Origin of the sequence: Streptomyces sp. ADI95-17 (genome assembly GCF_003846175.1) — a bacterium.
GTDB classification, from domain to species: Bacteria; Actinomycetota; Actinomycetes; order Streptomycetales; family Streptomycetaceae; genus Streptomyces; species Streptomyces sanglieri.
In genome coordinates this window covers 608,958-629,241 of sequence record NZ_ML123047.1, presented here as the reverse complement: position 1 = coordinate 629,241, position 20,284 = coordinate 608,958, and the positions used below count along the sequence as shown (strand labels likewise).

17 protein-coding genes and 1 riboswitch are annotated in these 20,284 nt (G+C 69.2%); of the genes, 8 read left to right on the top strand and 9 right to left on the bottom strand.

Annotated features, from left to right (window positions below):
- Positions 1-15: 15 nt before the first annotated feature.
- From cydD to hisC, 4 genes are all read right to left on the bottom strand, one after another.
- Positions 16-3,549, bottom strand: a complete 3,534-nt coding sequence (gene cydD / locus EES42_RS21830; protein ID WP_124719921.1) for a thiol reductant ABC exporter subunit CydD — start codon at positions 3,547-3,549, stop codon at positions 16-18.
- A 107-nt stretch (positions 3,550-3,656) separates the two neighbouring features.
- Complete coding sequence (gene cydB, locus EES42_RS21825) at positions 3,657-4,658, bottom strand: cytochrome d ubiquinol oxidase subunit II (RefSeq protein WP_124719920.1); 1,002 nt, start codon at positions 4,656-4,658, stop codon at positions 3,657-3,659.
- Positions 4,659-4,676: 18 nt separating this feature from the next.
- On the bottom strand, positions 4,677-6,185 hold the full coding sequence (locus EES42_RS21820) for a cytochrome ubiquinol oxidase subunit I (RefSeq protein ID WP_124719919.1): 1,509 nt from the start codon (positions 6,183-6,185) through the stop codon (positions 4,677-4,679).
- 281 nt (positions 6,186-6,466) lie between these two features.
- The gene (gene hisC, locus EES42_RS21815) at positions 6,467-7,546 is read right to left on the bottom strand and encodes a histidinol-phosphate transaminase (RefSeq protein ID WP_124719918.1); all 1,080 of its coding nucleotides are present in this window, start codon (positions 7,544-7,546) and stop codon (positions 6,467-6,469) included.
- A gap of 370 nt (positions 7,547-7,916) precedes the next feature.
- Here hisC and EES42_RS21810 point away from each other — a divergent pair, with 370 nt between their 5' ends.
- The 3 genes from EES42_RS21810 to EES42_RS21800 all read left to right on the top strand — a co-directional run bounded on the left by EES42_RS21810 (position 7,917) and on the right by EES42_RS21800 (position 11,268).
- Entirely contained in the window at positions 7,917-9,029 is a 1,113-nt protein-coding gene (locus EES42_RS21810) for a LacI family DNA-binding transcriptional regulator (RefSeq protein ID WP_124719917.1), read from the top strand.
- Between the two features lie 173 nt (positions 9,030-9,202).
- Complete coding sequence (locus EES42_RS21805; RefSeq protein WP_124719916.1) at positions 9,203-10,261, top strand: metallophosphoesterase; 1,059 nt, start codon at positions 9,203-9,205, stop codon at positions 10,259-10,261.
- A gap of 182 nt (positions 10,262-10,443) precedes the next feature.
- Entirely contained in the window at positions 10,444-11,268 is an 825-nt protein-coding gene (locus tag EES42_RS21800) for a hypothetical protein (protein ID WP_124719915.1), read from the top strand.
- Positions 11,269-11,328: 60 nt separating this feature from the next.
- On the opposite strand, the gene thiC is transcribed toward EES42_RS21800, so the two are convergent.
- Positions 11,329-13,104 (bottom strand): phosphomethylpyrimidine synthase ThiC, encoded by a 1,776-nt coding sequence (gene thiC / locus EES42_RS21795; RefSeq protein WP_124719914.1) that lies wholly within the window; start codon positions 13,102-13,104, stop codon positions 11,329-11,331.
- Positions 13,097-13,230: riboswitch (TPP riboswitch) on the bottom strand. (Overlaps the previous gene by 8 nt.)
- 70 nt (positions 13,231-13,300) lie before the next feature.
- Here thiC and EES42_RS21790 point away from each other — a divergent pair.
- Complete coding sequence (locus EES42_RS21790) at positions 13,301-14,623, top strand: YibE/F family protein (RefSeq protein WP_124719913.1); 1,323 nt, start codon at positions 13,301-13,303, stop codon at positions 14,621-14,623.
- A gap of 81 nt (positions 14,624-14,704) precedes the next feature.
- Here the strand turns inward: EES42_RS21790 and EES42_RS21785 are convergent, their stop codons facing one another.
- The 4 genes from EES42_RS21785 to EES42_RS21770 form a co-directional block, all read right to left on the bottom strand.
- A complete protein-coding gene (locus EES42_RS21785) occupies positions 14,705-15,142 on the bottom strand; it encodes an SsgA family sporulation/cell division regulator (protein WP_072488197.1) in 438 nt (145 codons plus the stop codon).
- 101 nt (positions 15,143-15,243) lie between these two features.
- The gene (locus EES42_RS21780) at positions 15,244-16,014 is read right to left on the bottom strand and encodes an IclR family transcriptional regulator (protein ID WP_164495284.1); all 771 of its coding nucleotides are present in this window, start codon (positions 16,012-16,014) and stop codon (positions 15,244-15,246) included.
- A gap of 243 nt (positions 16,015-16,257) precedes the next feature.
- Entirely contained in the window at positions 16,258-16,470 is a 213-nt protein-coding gene (locus tag EES42_RS21775) for a DUF5326 family protein (protein ID WP_124719912.1), read from the bottom strand.
- 191 nt (positions 16,471-16,661) lie between these two features.
- Entirely contained in the window at positions 16,662-16,979 is a 318-nt protein-coding gene (locus EES42_RS21770; RefSeq protein ID WP_124719911.1) for a cupin domain-containing protein, read from the bottom strand.
- A gap of 68 nt (positions 16,980-17,047) precedes the next feature.
- Here EES42_RS21770 and EES42_RS21765 point away from each other — a divergent pair, with 68 nt between their 5' ends.
- The 4 genes from EES42_RS21765 (at position 17,048) to EES42_RS21750 (ending at position 20,269) form a co-directional block, all read left to right on the top strand.
- Positions 17,048-17,425, top strand: coding sequence for a phage holin family protein (locus EES42_RS21765; protein WP_124719910.1), 378 nt, complete (start codon positions 17,048-17,050; stop codon positions 17,423-17,425).
- A gap of 82 nt (positions 17,426-17,507) precedes the next feature.
- Complete coding sequence (locus tag EES42_RS21760; RefSeq protein WP_124719909.1) at positions 17,508-18,638, top strand: cystathionine gamma-lyase; 1,131 nt, start codon at positions 17,508-17,510, stop codon at positions 18,636-18,638.
- 191 nt (positions 18,639-18,829) lie between these two features.
- Positions 18,830-19,726, top strand: a complete 897-nt coding sequence (locus EES42_RS21755) for a LysR family transcriptional regulator (RefSeq protein ID WP_124719908.1) — start codon at positions 18,830-18,832, stop codon at positions 19,724-19,726.
- 63 nt (positions 19,727-19,789) lie between these two features.
- Positions 19,790-20,269 (top strand): NUDIX domain-containing protein, encoded by a 480-nt coding sequence (locus tag EES42_RS21750; protein ID WP_124719907.1) that lies wholly within the window; start codon positions 19,790-19,792, stop codon positions 20,267-20,269.
- Positions 20,270-20,284: the final 15 nt, after the last annotated feature.

Sequence of the window (20,284 nt, the reverse complement as noted above, 5' to 3'; positions counted from 1 at the left end):
TCGGGCCCGCCCGGATCACGCAGGCGCGCCCACGGCCTCTCCGGCCGCCCGCTCGGGTACCCGCGTCGTGGTCTCGCGTTCGCGCTCCAGCATCCGGCGCAGCGGGCCTTCCCCGGCGGCGAGAGCGGCGTACGGGCCGCGCTGGACGACCCGGCCCCCGTCGAGCACCAGCACCTCGTCGACGGCTTCGAGACCTTGCAGGCGATGGGTGATCAGGAGGGTCGTACGTCCCTCGGTGGCGGCCAGCAGGTCCGCGGTCAGGGCGTCCGCGGTCGCCAGGTCGAGATGTTCGGCGGGTTCGTCCAGGACGAGCACGGGGAAGTCGGCGAGGATCGCCCTGGCCAGGGCGAGGCGTTGGCGCTGGCCGCCGGAGAGGCGTGCGCCGTGTTCGCCGACGAGGGTGTCGAGCCCGTCCGGCAGGGCGTCGGCCCAGTCGAGCAGCCGTGCCCGGCCGAGCGCGTCCCGCAGCTCCTCGTCCGTCGCGCCGGTCCGGGCCAGTCGCAGGTTCTCCCGGATGGAGCTGTCGAAGACATGGGCGTCCTGGGCGCACAGCCCGACGAACCGCCGGACCGTGTCCCCCTCCAGCGCACCGGCCTCGACGCCACCGAGCCGGTACGTCCCGGCCCGTGCGTCCAGGAAGCGGACCAGGACCTGGGCGAGGGTCGTCTTGCCGGAGCCGGATGGCCCGACGACGGCGATCCGCCGGCCCGCCGTCAGCGTCAGGTCGATGCCGTCGAGGGCGTCCCGCGCCGCTCCCGCGTACCGCGCGGACAGTCCCCGTACCTCCAGCGGGAAGGGCGACGCGGGCGCCTCGGCCGGGCTCTCGGGCTCATGCACGGGCACCGGCGCGTCCAGCACCTCGAACACCCGCTCCGCGCTCCGCTCGACCCTGCGGCGGTACTGCACGGCGAGCGGCAGGCCGACCACGGCCTCGAAAGCGGCCAGCGGGGTGAGCACCACCACCGCCAGTTCCACGCCCGCGAGCCGGCCGTCGTACACGGCGGGCAGGGCGACGAGTGCGGTGGCGACGACGGTGAGCCCGGCGACCAGGGCGATGAGGCCGCCGCCGAGCGCGGTGGCGGTGGCCGCGCGGGCGGCGATGCGGGTCAGCACACCGTCGGCGTCCCGGGTCCGTTCCGCACGGGCGGGCAGGGCACCCGCGACGGTCAGTTCCGCGGTCCCGCCGAGCAGGTCCGTGATCCGGGTGGCCAGATCGGCGCGGGCGGGGGCGAGCAGGCGTTCCGTGTGGCGGGAGCAGGCGCTGCTGACCAGCGGCACTCCCACCCCGGCCAGCAGCAGCCCGGCGGCCAGCACCACGCCCGCCGCCGGCAGCAGCCAGCCGACGAACCCGGCGGCCGCCGTGCCGACGACCACGGCGGTCGCGGCGGGCAGCAGCCAGCGCAGCCAGTAGTCCTGCAGGGCGTCGACATCGGCGACGAGCCGGGACAGCAGGTCCCCGCGCCGGGTGCGGCGGAGTCCGGCGGGCGCGACGCGCTCCAGCCCCCGGTAGACCGCGACGCGCAGTTCGGCGAGCATCTTGAGCACCGCGTCGTGCGACACCAGACGCTCGGCGTAACGGAAGACGGCCCGCCCGAGCCCGAAGGCACGGGTAGCGGTCACCGCGACCATCAGATAGAGCACCGGGGGCTGTTCGGAGGCGCGGGCGATCAGCCAGCCGGAGACGGCCATCAGCCCGACGGCCGAACCGAGGGCGAGGCTGCCCAGCAGCAGTGCGAGCGCCAGCCGGCCGCGCTGTGCCCCGGCGGCCTCCCTGACCCGCCCCAGGACCCGTCCGGAGCGGGCCGTGGTCTCCCGCAACGCCTCGGGCTCCGGCGTCGCTCCGGCGGGGGCGGAAGGTGCGCCCGTCGGCCGCGGTACGGCTGCGGACGAATCGGGCCCGGCCGGCCGCGCGGTCGCGCCCGGCTCCAGGGTCACCACCCGGTCGGCCACCGAGAGCAGCGCCGGGCGGTGCACGACCAGCAGCACGGTCCGGCCCACGGACAGCCGCCGCACCGCCTCGACGATCCCCGCCTCCGTCTCGCCGTCCAGGCTCGCGGTCGGTTCGTCGAGCAGCAGCAGCGGGCGGTCGGCGAGGAAGGCCCGCGCCAGTGCGAGCCGCTGGCGCTGTCCGGCGGAGAGGCCCGCGCCGTCCTCGCCGATGAGCGTCCGTGCTCCGTCCGGCAGTTCCGCCACGAAATCGTGTGCCCCGGCGTCCCGCAGTGCGGCCGTCACCGCGCTGTCGTCGGCGTCCGGCCGGGCGAGCCGTACGTTCTCCGCGATGGTGCCCGCGAAGAGGTATGGGCGCTGCGGTACCCAGGCGATCCGTTCCCGCCAGCGCTCGGGGGCGAGCGTCGCCAGATCGGCGCCGCCGATCCGTACCCGTCCCTCGTCGGGCGCCGTGAAGCCGAGGACCACATCGAGCAGGGTGGACTTCCCGACGCCGCTGGGGCCGACCAGGGCCACGGTCTCCCCCTCGTCCACCACCAATGAGGCCTCGCTCAGCGAAGGTTCGGTACGGCCCTCGTGCCGTACGGTCACCCCTTCCAGCTCCAGCCGGAGCGAAGCGGGTACGTCCGCCGTGCCGGCCTGCCGGGGCTCGGTCTCCAGGACCGCGAAGATCTCCTCGGCGGCCGAGAGCCCCTCGGCGGCGGCGTGGTACTGCGCTCCGACCTGGCGGATCGGCAGATAGGCCTCGGGCGCCAGGATCAGCACCACCAGGCCGGTGTAGAGGTCGAGTTCGCCGTGCACCAGCCGCATACCGATGGTGACGGCCACCAGGGCCACCGACAGTGTCGCCAGCAGCTCCAGGGCGAAGGAGGACAGGAACGCGATCCGCAGGGTGCGCAGCGTGGCCCGGCGGTACTGCGAGGTGATCGTACGGATGGACTCGGCCTGCGCCTTGGCACGACCGAAGACCTTCAGCGTCGGCAGCCCGGCGACCACGTCTAGGAAGTGTCCGGAGAGCCGGGACAGCAGCCGCCACTGGCGGTCCATCCGCGACTGGGTGGCCCAGCCGATCAGGATCATGAAGAGCGGGATGAGCGGCAGCGTGACCACGATGATCGCCGCCGAGACCCAGTCCTCGGTGACGATCCTGGCCAGGACCGCCACCGGCACGACCACCGCGAGTCCGAGCTGCGGCAGATAGCGTGCGAAGTAGTCGTCGAGCGCGTCGACACCACGGGTGGCGAGCGCCACGAGGGAGCCGGTGCGCTGGCCGCTCAGCCAGCCGGGCCCGAGCGCCGCGGCCCGTTCCAGCAGCCGGCCGCGGAGTTCGGACTTGACCGCCGCGCTGGCCCGGTACGCGGCCAGTTCTGTCAGCCAGGCGACCAGGGCCCGGCCGAGCGCGACCGCGGCGAGCAGGATCAGCGGGGTCCGCAGCCCGGAGACCGTCAGTCCGTCTTCGAACCCGCCCACCACCACTTCGGCGATGAGCATGGCCTGGGCGATGACCAGCGCCGCCCCGACAACTCCGAGCGCCACCACGGCTGCCAGGAAGAGGCGGGTGGCGCGGGCGTAGCGGAGCAGACGCGGGTCGATCGGTTTCACGTGAAACAGCCCCTAGCGGTCTCGGTCGTCGGACCGGGGTCCGCCCGGCGGATCAGGGTCGGCGTCGCGACCCCGGACGTGATCCGCCGGTCTGGCCCCAGCTGCGTTCAGTGCGCTTCGGCGATGTGCTGCGTACCGATGCGCTTGCGGAACACCCAGTACGTCCAGCCCTGGTACATCAGGACGACGGGGGTGGCGATCCCCGCGCACCAGGTCATGATCTTCAGCGTGTACGGGGTGGACGAGGCGTTGGTGACCGTGAGGCTCCAGGCGTCGTCCAGCGAGGACGGCATGACGTTCGGGAAGAGCGTCAGGAACAGCATCGCGACCACGGCCGCGACGGTCACACCGGAGAACGCGAACGACCAGCCCTCGCGTCCCACCGCGATCAGGGCGACCGCGGCGACCAGCGCCACCGCGGCGACGATCATCGCCAGCAGGCTCCAGCCGTCCCCGTTGTCGAGCTGGGTCCAGATCAGGAAGCCGAGCGCGAGCACCGCGGTGACGATCCCCAGCTTCAGCGCCAGCCTGCCCGCCCGCTCCCGGATGTCCCCGGCCGTCTTGAGCCCCGCGAACACGGCGCCGTGGAAGGTGAAGAGGAAGAGCGTGACCAGTCCGCCGAGAATGGCGTACGGGTTGAGCAGGTCCCAGAAGTTGCCCACGTACTCCATGTCGGCGTCGATCTTCACGCCGCGCACGATGTTCCCGAAGGCCACGCCCCAGAGCACGGCCGGGATCAACGAGGTCCAGAAGATGGCGTGTTCCCAGTTGGTCTGCCACTTCTCACCGGACCGCTTGGCCCGGTACTCGAAGGCGACCCCGCGCACGATCAGGCAGACCAGGATGATCAGCAGCGGCAGGTAGAAGCCGGAGAACAGGGTGGCGTACCACTCGGGGAAGGCGGCGAAGGTCGCACCGCCCGCGGAGAGCAGCCACACCTCGTTGCCGTCCCAGACGGGCCCGATCGTGTTGATCAGGACCCGTCGTTCCTTGCGGTCGCGGGCCAGCAGCTTGGTGAGGACGCCGATCCCGAAGTCGAATCCCTCCAGGAAGAAGTAGCCGGTCCAGAGGACGGCGATGAGCACGAACCAGACGTCGTGGAGTTCCATCTCTCAGCTCCTCTGCTCTCAGTAGGAGAAGGCCATCGGCCGGTCGGCGTCGTCATGGTCGCCGCCGATCCTGGTGGGCGGATTGAGGTCGGCCTCGGTCAGCTCCGGCGGACCTGCCTTGATGTACTTCACGAGCAGCTTGACCTCGACGACCGCGAGCACGGCGTAGAGCAGGGTGAAGCCGATCATCGAGGTGAGCACCTCGCCCTGCGAGACACCGGGGGAGACCGCGTCACGGGTCTGGAGCACTCCGTAGACGACCCAGGGCTGGCGGCCCATCTCGGTGAAGATCCAGCCCCAGGAGTTGGCGATCAGCGGGAAGAGCAGGGTCCAGAGCGCGACGATCCAGTAGCACTTGGTGAGCTTCGGGCTGAGTGCCTTGTTCTTGAAGAGGACCAGGTGCGGCACTTCGTCCTCACCGGTCCGCAGTCCCGGCGGGAGCATGAACTTCTTCCGGGTCAGCCACAGTCCGAGGATGCCGAGGGCGAAGGACGCCATCCCGAATCCGATCATCCAGCGGAAGCTCCAGAACGCGACCGGGATGTTGGGGCGGTAGTCGCCGGGGCCGAACTTCTCCTGCTCGGCCTTGTTGATGTCGTTGATGCCGGGGACGTACGAGGTGAAGCTGTCGTCCGCGAGGAAGGACAGTATCCCCGGGATGGAGATCTCCACGGTGTTGTGGCCCTTGGCCACGTCGCCGACCGCGAAGATCGAGAAGGGCGCCGAGTCCTGCCCCTCCCAGAGCGCTTCGGCGGCTGCCATCTTCATCGGCTGCTGCTTGAACATGACCTTGCCGAGCTGGTCGCCGCTGATGGCGGTGAGAAGTCCGGCGATCACCACGGTGATCAGTCCGAGCCGCAGCGAGGTCCGCATCACCGGGATGTGCTTCTTGCGCGCCAGGTGGAAGGCGGCGATGCCGACCATGAACGCGCCGCCGACCAGGAAGGCCGCGGTGATGGTGTGGAAGAACTGGGCGAGCGCGGTGTTCTGGGTGAGCACGTGCCAGAAGTCGGTGAGCTCGGCCCGGCCGCGTTCCTTGTTGATCCGGTAGCCGACCGGGTGCTGCATCCAGGAGTTGGCCGCCAGGATGAAGTACGCGGACAGGATCGTCCCGATGGAGACCATCCAGATGCAGGCGAGGTGGATCTTCTTCGGCAGCTTGTCCCAGCCGAAGATCCACAGACCGATGAACGTCGACTCGAAGAAGAACGCGATCAGTGCTTCGAACGCGAGTGGAGCGCCGAAGATGTCGCCGACGAACCGCGAGTAGTCGGACCAGTTCATGCCGAACTGGAACTCCTGGACGATGCCGGTGACGACGCCCATGGCGATGTTGATCAGGAAGAGTTTGCCCCAGAACTTCGTCGCCCTGAGGTACTTCTCGTTGTTCGTCCGGACCCAGGCGGTCTGCAGGCCGGCGGTGAGCGCGGCGAGCGAGATCGTCAGGGGGACGAACAGGAAGTGATAGACGGTGGTGATACCGAACTGCCATCGCGCCAGGGTTTCCGGCGCCAGAGCTAGCTCCACGTCGTCTTCTCCTTACGTCGCCGTAGTCACACCGGCAGTTTGCCCTTTAAATCCGACTAATCATGGGAGGAAATAGGACACGCTTGTGAACGCGTTCACATTCACAAGCATTATGGCGCACAGACTTTCGGGACGTTCGGGCGGGGTACCCCTCTCGGGACGTTCCGATCAATCCACCCGAACCAGACGCCCCGGCCCCCAGCAGCGAGAGGGCCCCGCACCTCGACGAACGAGGTGCGGGGCCCGGGCCCTTCGTCGCGCGGACGGCCTGCGCGGTCGCTCTACAGATCCTTGCGGTACGACTCGGCCACCTTCAGGAACAGGTCGTTCGCCTCGTCCTCCCCGATCGAGACCCGCACACCCTCGCCCGCGAACGGCCTGACCACCACTCCGGCCCGCTCACAGACCGCGGCGAAGTCGCCGGTACGCTCCCCGAGCCGCATCCAGACGAAGTTCGCCTGGGACTCCGGCACGGTCCACCCCTGGCCGGTCAGCGTCCGCTGCACCCGCTCACGCTCGGACACCAAGGAGCCCACCCGCCCCAGGAGTTCGTCCTCGGCACGCAGCGAGGCGACCGCCGCGTCCTGGGCGAGCTGGCTGACCCCGAACGGCACCGCCGTCTTGCGCAGCGCGGCCGCCACCGGCTCGTGGGCCACCGCGAAACCGACCCGCAGACCCGCCAGGCCGTACGCCTTGGAGAAGGTCCGCAGCACCGCCACATTGGGCCGGTCCCGGTAGATCTCGATGCCGTCCGGCACCTCGGCGTCGCGGATGAACTCCCGGTACGCCTCGTCGAGCACCACCAGCACATCGCCCGGCACCCGGTCCAGGAACCGCTCCAGCTCGGCCCGGCGCACCACGGTGCCGGTCGGGTTGTTCGGGTTGCAGACGAAGATCATCCGGGTGCGGTCCGTGATCGCGTCCGCCATCGCGTCGAGGTCGTGCACCTCACCTTCGGTCAGCGGCACCTTCACCGAGGTCGCGCCGCTGACCTGCGTGATGATCGGGTACGCCTCGAAGGAGCGCCAGGCGTAGATGACCTCGTCGCCCGGGCCCGACGTCGCCTGGAGCAGCTGCTGCGCCACACCGACCGAACCGGTTCCGGTGGCGAGGTGCGAGAGGGGCACACCGAAACGGTCGGCCAGCTCGTTCATCAGGCCGGTGCAGGCCATGTCCGGGTAGCGGTTGAAGTTCGCGGCCGCCGCCAGGGCGGACTCCATCACCCCGGGCAGCGGCGGATACGGATTCTCGTTGGAGGACAGCTTGAACGCGACCGGTCCACCGGCGGCAGCCGGCTTGCCCGGTACATAGGCGGGGACGCCGTCCAGCTCGGCACGCAGCTTGGGGCTCGTCTCGCTCACCGCAGGTCCTCCTCGATCGTCTGTACACATCAATACTGCTCACCTTATGAGGATTGGGCGCCGCTGCGAATGGCCGGAGCGCCCAATCGTCCGGTGCGACCGGGAATGGGGGGAGCGCCCTTCGGTCCGTCGCGCGCCGGTGGCTCACTCCGTGGCGCGCGTCCCTCGAAGAGGTGAGATGAGACCTCTTCGAGACATCGACCATTTAGTAGGCCCATCGGGTTCGACGCATGACACACTACGGTCAAGCCCTTCAACACCCTTGTTTTGCAAGGCATTTGACCTTTGATGATCATGCAAAAACGTGCCTGTCAACGAGTGAATATGCGACCAGGCCAACCAGCCCTCCGAGCCCTACTATCGGCTCGCCATGACAGCAGCAGGGAAGCACCAGGTGAGCCGGACGGACACACCCCGGCGCGGCGGCCGGCAGGGACGAGCGGGAATCCGGGACGTGGCCGCCGCCGCAGGGGTCTCCATCACGACCGTCTCCGACGCGCTCAACGGCAAGGGCAGGCTCCCGGACGCCACCCGCCGCCATGTCCGCGAGGTCGCAGAGCGCCTGGGCTACCGCCCTTCCGCCGCGGCCCGAACCCTCCGTACCGGCAAGTCCGGCCTGATCGGCCTGACCGTGACGACCTACGGGGACGAACCCTTCACCTTCACCGAATTCGCGTACTTCGCGGAGATGGCCAGAGCCGCCACCTCCGCCGCGCTCGCCCGCGGTTACGCCCTCGTCATCCTGCCGGCCACCTCGCGCCACGACGTCTGGTCGAACGTCGCCCTCGACGGCACCGTCGTGATCGACCCGTCCGACCAGGACCCGGTCGTCACGGAGCTGGTGCGCCAGGGGCTGCCCGTCGTCTCGGACGGACGCCCGGCCGGAACGCTCCCGGTCACCGCCTGGGTCGACAACGACCACCGGGCCGCCGTGCTCGACCTGCTCGACCATCTCGCCGCCGCCGGGGCCCGCCGCATCGGCCTGCTCACCGGCACCACCACCGACACGTACACCCGCCTCTCCACCACCGCGTACCTCCACTGGTGCGAGCGCGTGGGTCAGGACCCGGTGTACGAGTCGTACCCCGCCCACGACCCCTGCGCGGGCGCGGTCGCCGCCGACCGGCTGCTCGCCCGCCCCGACCGCCCCGACGCCGTCTACGGGCTCTTCGACCCCAACGGGACCGATCTGCTGGCGGCGGCCCGCCGGTACGGCCTGCGCGTCCCCGAGGACCTGCTGCTGGTCTGCTGCAGCGAGTCCACCGTGTACGCGACGACCGAGCCCCCCATCACCACCCTCTCGCTCAAGCCGCGCAGGATCGGCACCGCGGTCGTCCAGCTCCTGATCGACGCCATCGAGGGCGTGGACCACGACGGACCGGTGGAGCAGGTCATACCGACCGAACTCATCGTGCGGACCTCCTCGCAACGCCGTCCACCCCGCACCACGGTCAGCGCGCCCCGCTCTCCGGCAGGGGATTGATCAGGGGATTTCGGACCAAACGGACGGTGAACCCGACGTGCGTCCGGATTCACCACCCCTGGTGCGTCACAGAGCACGATCCGCATTCCTATGATGGGCGCACGACACCGCGGACCGCCCCGACCAGCAGGGCCCGTCAGGTGTACGGCGGCGCGACGGTGGTGGAGGGGTCGATGACACAGGGGGCCGGTCAGGAACCCGTGGTGCGGACTGCGACGTTGCGCGACTTCCGCGTACCGCCCTATGCCCAGAGCCCGGTGCCGCCGCCTTCGGCGCACCCGGGCAACGCCGTCCCCGGCGACGTGCCGCCGGACGGGTACACGCCCACCGCGCGCGATCTTCCGGTGATCAACCGCGGTGACACCGTGGAGGTCCCGACGGTCCCCGACCCGCGCCCCGTCCCGGAGCAGGGCCGCGGACCGCTGTACGTCGTCGGCGATGTCCACGGCTATCTGGACGAGCTCCACGCCGCCCTCGCCGAGCAGGGCCTCATCGACGCCGACGGCAAGTGGTCGGCGGGCAACGCCCGGCTCTGGTTCCTCGGCGACTTCACCGACCGGGGCCCGGACGGCATCGGGGTCATCGACCTCGTGATGCGCCTGTCCGCCGAGGCCGCGGCCGCCGGTGGCTACTGCAAGGCCCTGATGGGCAATCACGAACTGCTGCTCCTCGGCGCCAAGCGCTTCAGCGACACCCCGGTCAACTCCGGTGCGGGCACCGCCACCTTCCAGGCGGCCTGGCTGCTCAACGGCGGCCAGAAGAACGACATGGAGCGCCTCCAGGACGTCCACCTCCAGTGGATGTCCCGGCTCGACGCGGTCGTCGAGGAGGACGGGCATCTGCTGATGCACTCCGACACGACGGCGTACCTCGAATACGGCAGCACCATCGAGGACGTCAACGACACCGTGCACGCCATTCTCACGCGTAACGACGCCGATGAGTGCTGGGACCTCTTCCGGAAGCTCACCAAGAGGTTCGCCTTCCGCGACGAGTCCGGTCCGCAGGCCGTCCGGGAGCTGATGTCGGCCTACGGCGGACAGCGCATCGTCCATGGTCACAGTCCCATTCCGTACCTCCTGGGCGAGGTCGGCTCGGAGGACGGCGAGGACGGTTCCGGCCCCGTGGTCGAGGGTCCGCACGTGTACGCGGACGGGCTCGCCATCGCCATGGACGGCGGAGTGACCATGGCCGGAAAGCTACTGGTCGTCCAACTGCCTCTGCATGACTGACGCACTTCCGGGAAGACGGTCCCACGACCTGACCACGCCGACCGCTGGGCCTATTTACGGAAACCCCCTGTCACCCCGTGCCGTGGGCGCTCTACCATCGGCGTATCAGTAGCAGGCTCTCCTCCGTTTCCGCCCAACTGCTCGCCTTCAGCGGGCACTCAGGCACGACGGAGCATCGGGGGATGCACATGAACAGCGCTCCGCACCTGCTGGCCGAGGACCGACCCGAGTACGAACGGATCCTCGACGACGCACTGCGCCATGCCCATGAACGGCCGGATCTGGCCGCGGTCGGCGAACGGCTCAATGCCGTGCAGCTGCGCACCATGGCGCTGGACGCCACCGAGCTGATCACCGCGACGGCCGTCACCGAGTACAAGCACTACGTGGAGGCCCGCGAGGAACTTCGCGGCCCCGCCGACGGGACGGACCAGGATGCGAACCCCGGCCCCGGAACGGGCCGTTCGCATCAGTCGGGCGCCGGCATAGGAGCCGTCGTCACGGTCCTGGCGCCAGTGCTCGCCGGTACCGCGGCGTTCATATTCCTGCTGGCCGGATACCTGCTGAAGCTGCTCGACCCGGCGCCGTCCTTCGCCTCCACGATGGTCTCGGCGGGCTGGTTCTTCGCCGCGGTCACAGCCGCCGCGATCCTGGTCGCCGCCGTCGGGCTGCTCATCACGGCACTGCGCAACGGATCGGCGGCCCAGCCCGTCGAGGACGACGAGGAGGAGCTGCCGGAGGACGTGGCGCGGGCCAGGGAGGCGTGGCGTCACGCCCTGCTGGAACGTGGCATCCTGCCGTTCCTGCGGGACGCGCTCGCCGACCCCGACGCCGGTCCCGCCTCGCGCACCCCGGTCCGCTCCGCGAACCGCATCCCGAAGATCGGCTACAGCCCGCCGGACTTCTCCAGCCCGGACGACGGCCCGGCAGCCGGCCCCCGGCCGACGTTCACCTCACCGGACTTCACCAGCCCCGACTTCGGCGGCCCCGAGCACGAACCGGACTGACCGGCTCCCGGTCGACGCCGCCCCGGAAGCGCGAGCCTCCGGGGCGGCGACGCGTCCGGATCAGTCCGCGATCGGCAGATAGACCCGGTTGCCGGCCGCCGCGAACTCCTTGGACTTCTCCGCCATGCCCGCCTCGATCTCCGCCTGCGAGCCGCCGTGCTCGCGCCGGATGTCCTGGGAGATCTTCATCGAGCAGAACTTCGGACCGCACATGGAACAGAAGTGGGCCGTCTTCGCCGGCTCGGCCGGCAGCGTCTCGTCGTGGAACTCCCGTGCGGTGTCCGGGTCGAGGGCCAGGTTGAACTGGTCCTCCCAGCGGAACTCGAACCGGGCGTCGGAGAGCGCGTCGTCCCAGTCCTGCGCCCCGGGGTGTCCCTTGGCGAGGTCCGCCGCGTGCGCCGCGATCTTGTAGGTGATGACGCCGGTCTTCACATCGTCCCGGTTGGGCAGGCCCAGGTGCTCCTTCGGCGTGACGTAGCAGAGCATCGCCGTGCCCCACCACGCGATCATCGCCGCGCCGATGCCGGAGGTGATGTGGTCGTACGCCGGCGCGACATCGGTGGTCAGCGGGCCGAGCGTGTAGAACGGCGCCTCCTCGCAGATCTCCTGCTGGAGGTCGATGTTCTCCTTGATCTTGTGCATCGGGACGTGGCCCGGGCCCTCGATCATGGTCTGGACGCCGAACCGCTTGGCGACCGCGTTCAGCTCGCCGAGCGTGCGCAGTTCGGCGAACTGCGCCTCGTCATTGGCGTCGGCGATCGATCCGGGACGCAGCCCGTCACCCAGTGAGTACGTCACGTCGTAGGTCGCGAGGATCTCGCAGAGCTCCTCGAAGTGCTCGTACAGGAACGACTCCTTGTGGTGCGCGAGGCACCAAGCCGCCATGATCGAGCCGCCGCGCGAGACGATTCCGGTCTTGCGACGGGCAGTGAGCGGTACATACGGCAGGCGCACGCCGGCGTGGACGGTCATGTAGTCGACGCCCTGCTCGGCCTGCTCGATGACCGTGTCCTTGTAGATCTCCCAGGTCAGTTCCTCCGCCCGGCCGTCGACCTTCTCCAGGGCCTGGTAGAGCGGGACGGTGCCGATCGGCACCGGGGAGTTACGCAGAACCCACTCACGGGTGGTGTGAATGTTGCGGCCGGTGGACAGATCCATGACGGTGTCGGCGCCCCAACGCGTCGCCCACGTCATTTTTTCCACCTCCTCCTCGATGGAGGACGTCACCGCGGAGTTGCCGATGTTGGCATTGACCTTCACCAGGAACCGCTTGCCGATGATCATCGGCTCGATCTCCGGGTGGTTGACGTTGGCGGGCAGCACGGCCCGGCCGGCCGCGATCTCCTCGCGCACCAACTCGGGCTCGACGTTCTCCCGGATGGCCACGTACTCCATCTCCGGGGTGATCCCGCCCCGGCGGGCGTACGCGAGCTGGGTCACCGGCTGTCCGTCCCGGCTGCGGCGCGGCAGCCGCGGGCGGCCGGGGAAGACCGCGTCGAGGTTGCGCAGCCCGCCACGCGGCGAGGTGTGCTTGAGCCCGTCGTCCTCGGGGCGGGCGGGGCGGCCCGGGTACTCCTCGGTGTCGCCGCGGGCGACGATCCAGTTCTCCCGCAGCGGTGCGAGCCCGCGACGGACATCGGTCTCGACGGTGGGATCGGTGTACGGACCCGACGTGTCGTACAGCGTCACGTCCTTGCCGTTGGTGAGGTGCACCTGACGGACCGGCACCTGGAGGTCCGGGCGCGATCCCCGGACGTACCCCTTGTGCCAGCCGATGGACTTCCCGGCCTCGTCGCTCTGGTTCGAGGCAGGCGTGCGTGCGTCCGATGTGGTCATGAGACCTACTCCCTACGCCGGCATTACCCGGTAACAGGTTCGGCGGTCGGCGCAGCCTGTCCCGTACGGACGTACGGAGATCAGCGCCCTCTCAGCCCGGTGCTCCGAGCTCCCGCGTGTGCAAAGGTTCCTCCACGCTAGCGCCCCGTCCCGCCTGCTGAACAGTGGGCCCGTCTCTTCTTGCGATGATCGGCCGGTGACGTCCCCCCTGATCGACCACCAACCACAAAGCCATCAGCACGGTCACTCGCACAGCCATGGCCCTGCCGCACCCGTCTCCAAGCATCTGCGCAAGGTCATCGCGGCCGTACTGATCCCGTTCGCCACCGCCGTCCTCGTCGGTCTGGTGGCCCTCTGGCCGGGTGGTGCGCCGCCGCACGAACGGACCGGCGTCGGATTCGACCGGCAGACCCAGCAGGGAAAGGTGGTGAACATCGACAAGGTGGACTGCAAGGAGGTGAACGCGGCCCGGACGCCCATCGACGGAGACACCACGCCTCCGTCGGAAAGCGGGCAAGGGCTGTGCAAGAAGGCGAGGATCGAGGTGACGACCGGTCATGACAAGGGCCGGACGTTCATCGAGATCATCCAGCCCGACACACCGCGTCAGCTGCGCGACGGTCAGGGCGTGGTCGTGGCCTACGCCCCCGACGCGCCCCGTGATCTGCAGTACTCGGTGACGGATGTGAACCGGAAGTTCCCGATGGCCCTGCTGGCCGGGATCTTCGCTCTCGTCGTGGTCGCGGTGGGCCGCATGCGCGGGGTGATGGCGCTGGTCGCGCTCGCGGTCTCGTTCGCCGTGCTGACCCTGTTCATCCTCCCGGCCATACTCCAGGGCTCGAATCCGCTGCTCGTCGCGGTGGTCGGGGCCAGTGCGATCATGCTGATCGCGCTCTACATGTGCCACGGCCTGACCGCCCGTACCTCGGTCGCGGTGATCGGCACACTGATCTCGCTGCTGCTGATCGGACTGCTCGGATCGCTCTTCATCGGCTGGGCGAGCCTGACCGGCAACACCGACGACAGCACCGGCCTCATCCATGGCCTGTACCCGCACATCGACATGAGCGGCCTGCTTCTGGCCGGTGTCATCATCGGTTCGCTCGGGGTCCTCGACGATGTGACCGTGACCCAGACGTCGGCGGTCTGGGAACTCCACCAGGCGAACCCGACGTTGGGTGTGCGGGGGCTCTACCGGGCAGGGATCAGGATCGGGCGCGACCACATCGCCTCGGTCGTCAATACGCTGGTGCTCGCCTACGCGGGCGCGGCACTGCCGTTGCTGCTGCTGTTCTCCATCGCGCAGAGCAGCGTGGGGACGGTGGCCAACAGCGAGCTGGTGGCGGAGGAGATCGTACGCACGCTGGTCGGATCGATCGGACTGGTCGCCTCGGTGCCGGTGACGACGGTGCTCGCCGCGCTGGTCGTCTCCGCGGACCGCACAGGGCTCGGCGCGGAAGCCGGAGCTTCGGCACCCGTACGGACCGGGAGGGGCCGTCGTCGTAGGACGAAGCCCTGAGCGTCTCCGCAGGTGAGCACAATTCACCCATTCGGCAGGTACCGTGTTCGACCGGCGAACCGGTCGGCGGCGCCGTTGTGCTCAGCCGGCGTTCTGTTCCTCGGCAAGAATCCGGCCCAGAGCGTCTTCGAGATTGCCCTCGAAGTCACCCAGCGTGCACTCCTGCCCGAGTGGCACAAGCTTGTCGGTCCGGTCGAGAAACGCCACAAGTGGTGCGGTACCGGCCCTGAAGAGAGCCCGGTCCTCGCCGACCTGGAGCCGGATATGTACATCGGACAACCCCTCGGGCTCAGTGGGGCCGATGTGCACATCGCCGTCGCCACTGGGGCTGTTGAGGCCGTCGAGCAACAGCTCACGGCCGAATGCCCAGGTGACGGGGGCGTCACCGGGCAGATGGAAGGTCATCCGGATCGCATACGGATCGCAGACCTCGTACCGGAGCTCCACCGGGATCCGGAAAGAGAGCTCCTCGGAGACGAGGAAGCTCATCATGACCTCAGCTTGAACCGACTCGCGCATCGTTCAACCCCGCAGTAGATGAATCTGGCCAGGAATGATCCCCCGTGGCCCTATTGACGCCATCGTGGTGCACGCGATAGCAGATCACAAGGAGTGATTTTTCAGATACTGATAGAGAACACGAACGAACGCAAGAGGTTGGCCACTTCGCCACGTAGTTGTTCGACTGCGGGGAGCAACCGGCTTTCCTGCTCCAGGGGTACCGAAATCGCCATCGCGGCAGCGGTGAATCCGGCCGTGATCGGGATGGCCGCACAGACCGTTCCGAGGGCGTACTCCTGTCGCTCGATGACAGGTTCGGTCCGCTTCAGCGACCGCAGCCGCTCAAGGAGCGTCGCGCGGTCCTTCACCGAGTAGCGGGTCAGCGGACGCACAGGGTGACGGTCGAGGTGGTCCTCACGGGCCTTCTCGTCGAGTTGGCTCAGCAGGCACTGGCCGATCGCGTGGGCATGACCGGTCTCCCGGAAGGACGCCCACTCGTCGACGGCGGGGATGGCGGGGGTGTCCGCGACTGCGATGAGTTCGATCTCGCCCTCGCGGTAGACGGCGCAGTACACGGGGGTGCCGATGATGTCGCGCCAGCGGCCCAGCGACTCCGCCATTCCGCCGCGACGGTTCCGCAACGCCCTTTCGCCGACCAGGCGTTCCGCCGCGGTCCCGATGAGGAAGACGCCGTTCTCCCGGCGCAGATATCCCTCGTGCGTCAGGGTGCGCAGCAGGTGGTAGGCCGTGGGAAGAGGAAGGCCCGCTTCCCTGGCCAGTTGTTTCGCGGGCGCCCCGTCGCGATGGGCCACCACGGCTTCCAGCAGCCTCAGCGCTCGCTGTACCGAGCCGATCAGCGTCGGGGCAGCAGTGCTCGATGCCGTGGTCAACAGTCACCCCCAGGCATGGTGACGGGTGGTCAGCCCGCCTGTGGGGGCCGCCCCCACGGGCTGCCGCACGGCTGGGGTCCGGATGCCGAACGCCGTACAAACCACTGGTCAGCGTGGTGACAGCCTGTTAATTCCCAGGTGGTGGCAGCGAACTGCCACCTTATCCGCCGGGTCCGCGAGGGGCGTCGTTTCGTCTTTCGCTTAGCTCAGCTGGGCTAATGCCCCGGCCTGCTTCCGATCGTCCTACCAGTCGCCGCGCGACGAGGACGACGACATGAACTTGCGTACGACGAAGACGAGACCCCCGACCAGGATCACGAAGATCAGGACCTTGAAGAGCAGTCCGATCACGAACCCGATCACGCTGGCGATCAGGCCTCCGAACACGACGATCGCGATGACCGGCACCGCGATCCACTTCACCCACCAGGGCATCCCCGTGAATATCTCCCGCACGGCCATCGTCCTTACCTCGTCTCCATGAGTTCCTGCTTCGATGCTAGAGGCGCGGAGGGGGCCGATGGGGGGCTCGCAGCCCTTGAAGTCCCCTGATCGACCCCTGAGGGATCCCTGAGACCGGACCCCCGCCCTCCGGCGGATCGGCCCAGCGCCTCCGGAGGACCGCTCGGCCCTCCCGGCGGATCCGCTCAGCTCTCCGGGGGAGAGAAGACCACCATCACCCGCAGGTCCTCGGTGATGTGGTGGAACTTGTGAGCGGCGCCGGCCGGTACGTACACCACGCTCCCTCTGCCCACCTGCGTGGTTTCCATGCCGACCGTGATGGAGGCGCGGCCGCTGACGACGAGGTAGACCTCGTCCTGATTGTGCGGCTGCTGCGGGTCGAGCTCACCGGCATCCAGTGCGTACAGGCCGACGGACATGTTCCGTTCCTTCACGAACTGCAGATACGCGCCGTCGTTGGCGGCCCGTTCCGCCTCCAGCTCGTCCAGTCTGAATGCCTTCATGGCCTGTCCGCCCCTTGCCTCTGTACTGCCGGTGTCCGCCACCGATCAGGTCTGCCACGATCAGACACATGAAGAATTTCGTAGTCAAGACGATCGCCAACGCAGGTGCGCTGGCCGTGGCCATCTGGCTTATCCAGGACATCACGCTGACCGGGGGCAGCACCGGACGCAAGGCACTCACCCTGATCGTGGTGGCCCTGCTCTTCGGCCTGGTGAACTTCGTGGTCAAGCCGGTCGTGAAGCTGCTGACCCTGCCGCTCTTCATCCTCACGCTCGGGCTGATCACGCTGGTGGTCAACGCGCTCATGCTGCTGCTGACGTCCTGGCTGGCCGGTCTGTTCGACCTGAGTTTCCATGTCGAGGGCTTCTGGACCGCCGTGCTCGGCGGCCTGATCATCTCCATCGTGTCGTGGGCACTGAACGTGATCCTGCCCGACGAGGACTGACCCGACGCCTCCTGAGACAGTGCAGTTCAGGCCGGTGGCACACCGGAGAGAGAAGTACCGGGGAGAGAAGCGAGGAAGCGGTATGAGCACCATGGGTGACGGAACCCGGGCGGTACGGGCCGGGCTGCCCGAACCGGAGCAGTTCGAGCCCACCCTGCCCGGGCCGGTCTTCGCCGCACACTTCCATCTCTCCGGTGAGCCGACCGGCCCGTACACCTACGGCCGGGACACCAACCCGACCTGGACCCATCTGGAACGGGCCATCGGTGAGCTGGAGGCACCGGGGGAGCCCGTCGAGACCACGGTCTTCGCCTCCGGAATGGCGGCGATCTCGGCCGTGCTGCTGTCCCAGGCACGCACCGGCGATGTGGTCGTGCTGCCCGACGACGGCTATCAGGCCCTGCCGCTGGTGCGCGAGCAGCTGGAGATGTACGGCGTCGAGGTGCGGACCGCGCCGACCGGCGACGATGCCCAGCTGGCTGTGCTCGAAGGCGCCAAGCTGCTGTGGATCGAGACCCCGTCCAATCCGGGGCTCGACGTCTGCGACGTGCGCCGGCTCGTCGAGGCGGCGCATTCGGCCGGCACGCTGGTGGCCGTCGACAACACCCTCGCCACACCGCTCGGCCAGCGTCCGCTGGAGCTGGGGGCCGACTTCTCGGTCGCCAGTGACACCAAGGGCATGACCGGGCACGGGGACATCCTGCTCGGCCATGTGACCTGCCGTGATCCGGAGCTGGCGGCGGGGGTACGGCGCTGGCGCAAGGTGGTCGGCGCCATCCCCGGCCCCATGGAGGCCTGGCTCGCGCACCGGTCGCTGGCCACGCTGGAGCTGCGGATCGACCGGCAGTGCGCCACCGCGCTGACGCTGGCGGAGGTGCTCGGCAGGCGGCCGGAGGTGACCGGGCTGCGCTATCCCGGGCTGCCCTCCGACCCTTCGTATCCCAAGGCCGTGCGGCAGATGCGGCGCTTCGGCTCCGTGGTGTCGTTCGTGCTGCCCGACCGCAAACGGGCCGAGCGCTTCCTGACCGAGCTGCGGCTGGTCGACGACGCGACGAGCTTCGGCGGTGTACGTTCCACCGCCGAGCGCCGGGCGCGCTGGGGCGGTGACGCGGTGCCCGAGGGCTTCATCCGCTTCTCGGTCGGCGTGGAAAGCCCCGCCGACCTGGTCGCGGATGTGGAACGGGCACTCGACGCGGCAATGGGTGAGCGCTGACCGACCGGTGGTACGGGTGGTCCGAGCCTCCCCCCTCGTGGCTCGGACCACCCCGGTTCCCCCTGCGAAGAACCGCCCGAACAAGGCTAATTGACTCTCCGTCAGTGTCCAATCACAGTAGCGACAGCGACCTATCGACATATTTATAGTTGTACGGGTCCGAAGCGTCACGAGGGTGGGAGGGACAGGGCATGGACCTGACCCTGCTGCGCACGTTCGTCATGGTGCACCGGGCCGGTTCCTTCACCAGGGCCGCCGCCCTGCTCGGCCTCTCCCAGCCCGCGGTCACCTCACAGATCCGGACCCTGGAGCGGCAGCTGGGCCGCCCGCTCTTCCTGCGCAGGGCCCGCGGTGTGACCCCGACGACCATCGGCGACGAACTCGCGCACCGGGCGGCGCCCCATCTGGACGCGCTGGTCGAGATCGCCGAGTCGGAGCTCGACGAGGAGTCGGGCGTACGGACGCTGCATCTGGCCGGACCGCCCGAGTTCACATCGATGCGCGCCCTGCCCGCCCTCACCCCGCTCGTCGCGCAGGGCCTGGCCCTGCGCAGTTCCTTCTTCACCGGCGCCGAGGAAGCGCTGGAGGGGCTGGCCGCCGGACACCATGACCTGGCCATCGCGACGGCCCGTCCGCGCGGTGGCCTGCTCGCCGCGACCGCGCTCTGCGACGAGGAGCATGTACTGGTCGCCGCGCCACGCTGGGCCGGGCGCCTCGGCCCAGGAGCGCTGCGGCACAAGGGGCCCGTGGTACTGGAGCAGCTGCCGGTCGTGGAGGTCCACGAGAGCCTGCCGCTCGTCTCCCGCTACTGGGCCGCCGTCTTCGAGAGCCGGCCCGCACTCGCGGGAACCGTCATCGTGCCGGACCTCCGGGCGGTCCTGGAGTGCACCGCGGCGGGCGCCGGGCTGGCCGTGCTGCCGCGCTATCTGTGCGAGAGGGCGCTGGAGCGGGGCGAGGTAGTGGCCCTCCTCGATCCTCCGGTTCCGCCGCTGCGCACCTACTTTCTGGCGGTGCGGACCGGCACACTCGCACTGCCCCACATCGCGCGGGCGCACGAGTGGCTGCTGCGTGCTGCCGCCGACTGGTGAGCGCAGGGCCGCCCAGCACCGGTCCGGTGTTTCAGAACCGGTTCTGCGGGCCACTCTCTTGCCATGACCGAACGTCCCGTGGTCAAGCGCACCGCACGCGCCATCCTGCTCGACGGCAATGACCTGATCCTCATCAAGCGCACCAAGCCCGGAGTGGATCCCTACTGGCTCACGCCCGGCGGCGGGGTCGAGCCCGAGGACGCGACCGTCGTCGAAGCCCTGCACCGCGAGGTGGACGAGGAACTCGGCGCCAAGATCACCGATGTGGTGCCCTGCTTCGTGGACACCGTGGAGCACATCGAGGGCGGCGGGGTGAAGGGCGTGAAGGTCCAGCACTTCTTCGTCTGCCGGCTGGATTCGATGGACCTGTCCCGGCGGCACGGCCCGGAGATCGACGATCCCTGCGGGGAGTACGACGTCGTGCGGGTGCCGTTCAGCCGGATGGGGATCGCCGCCGTCCACCTCGTACCGCTGTCGCTGCGGCACTATCTGGACGGCAACATCGAAGGCGTACGCGCGATGCACGCACCCGATCTGGGCTGACCGCCGCCGGTGGTC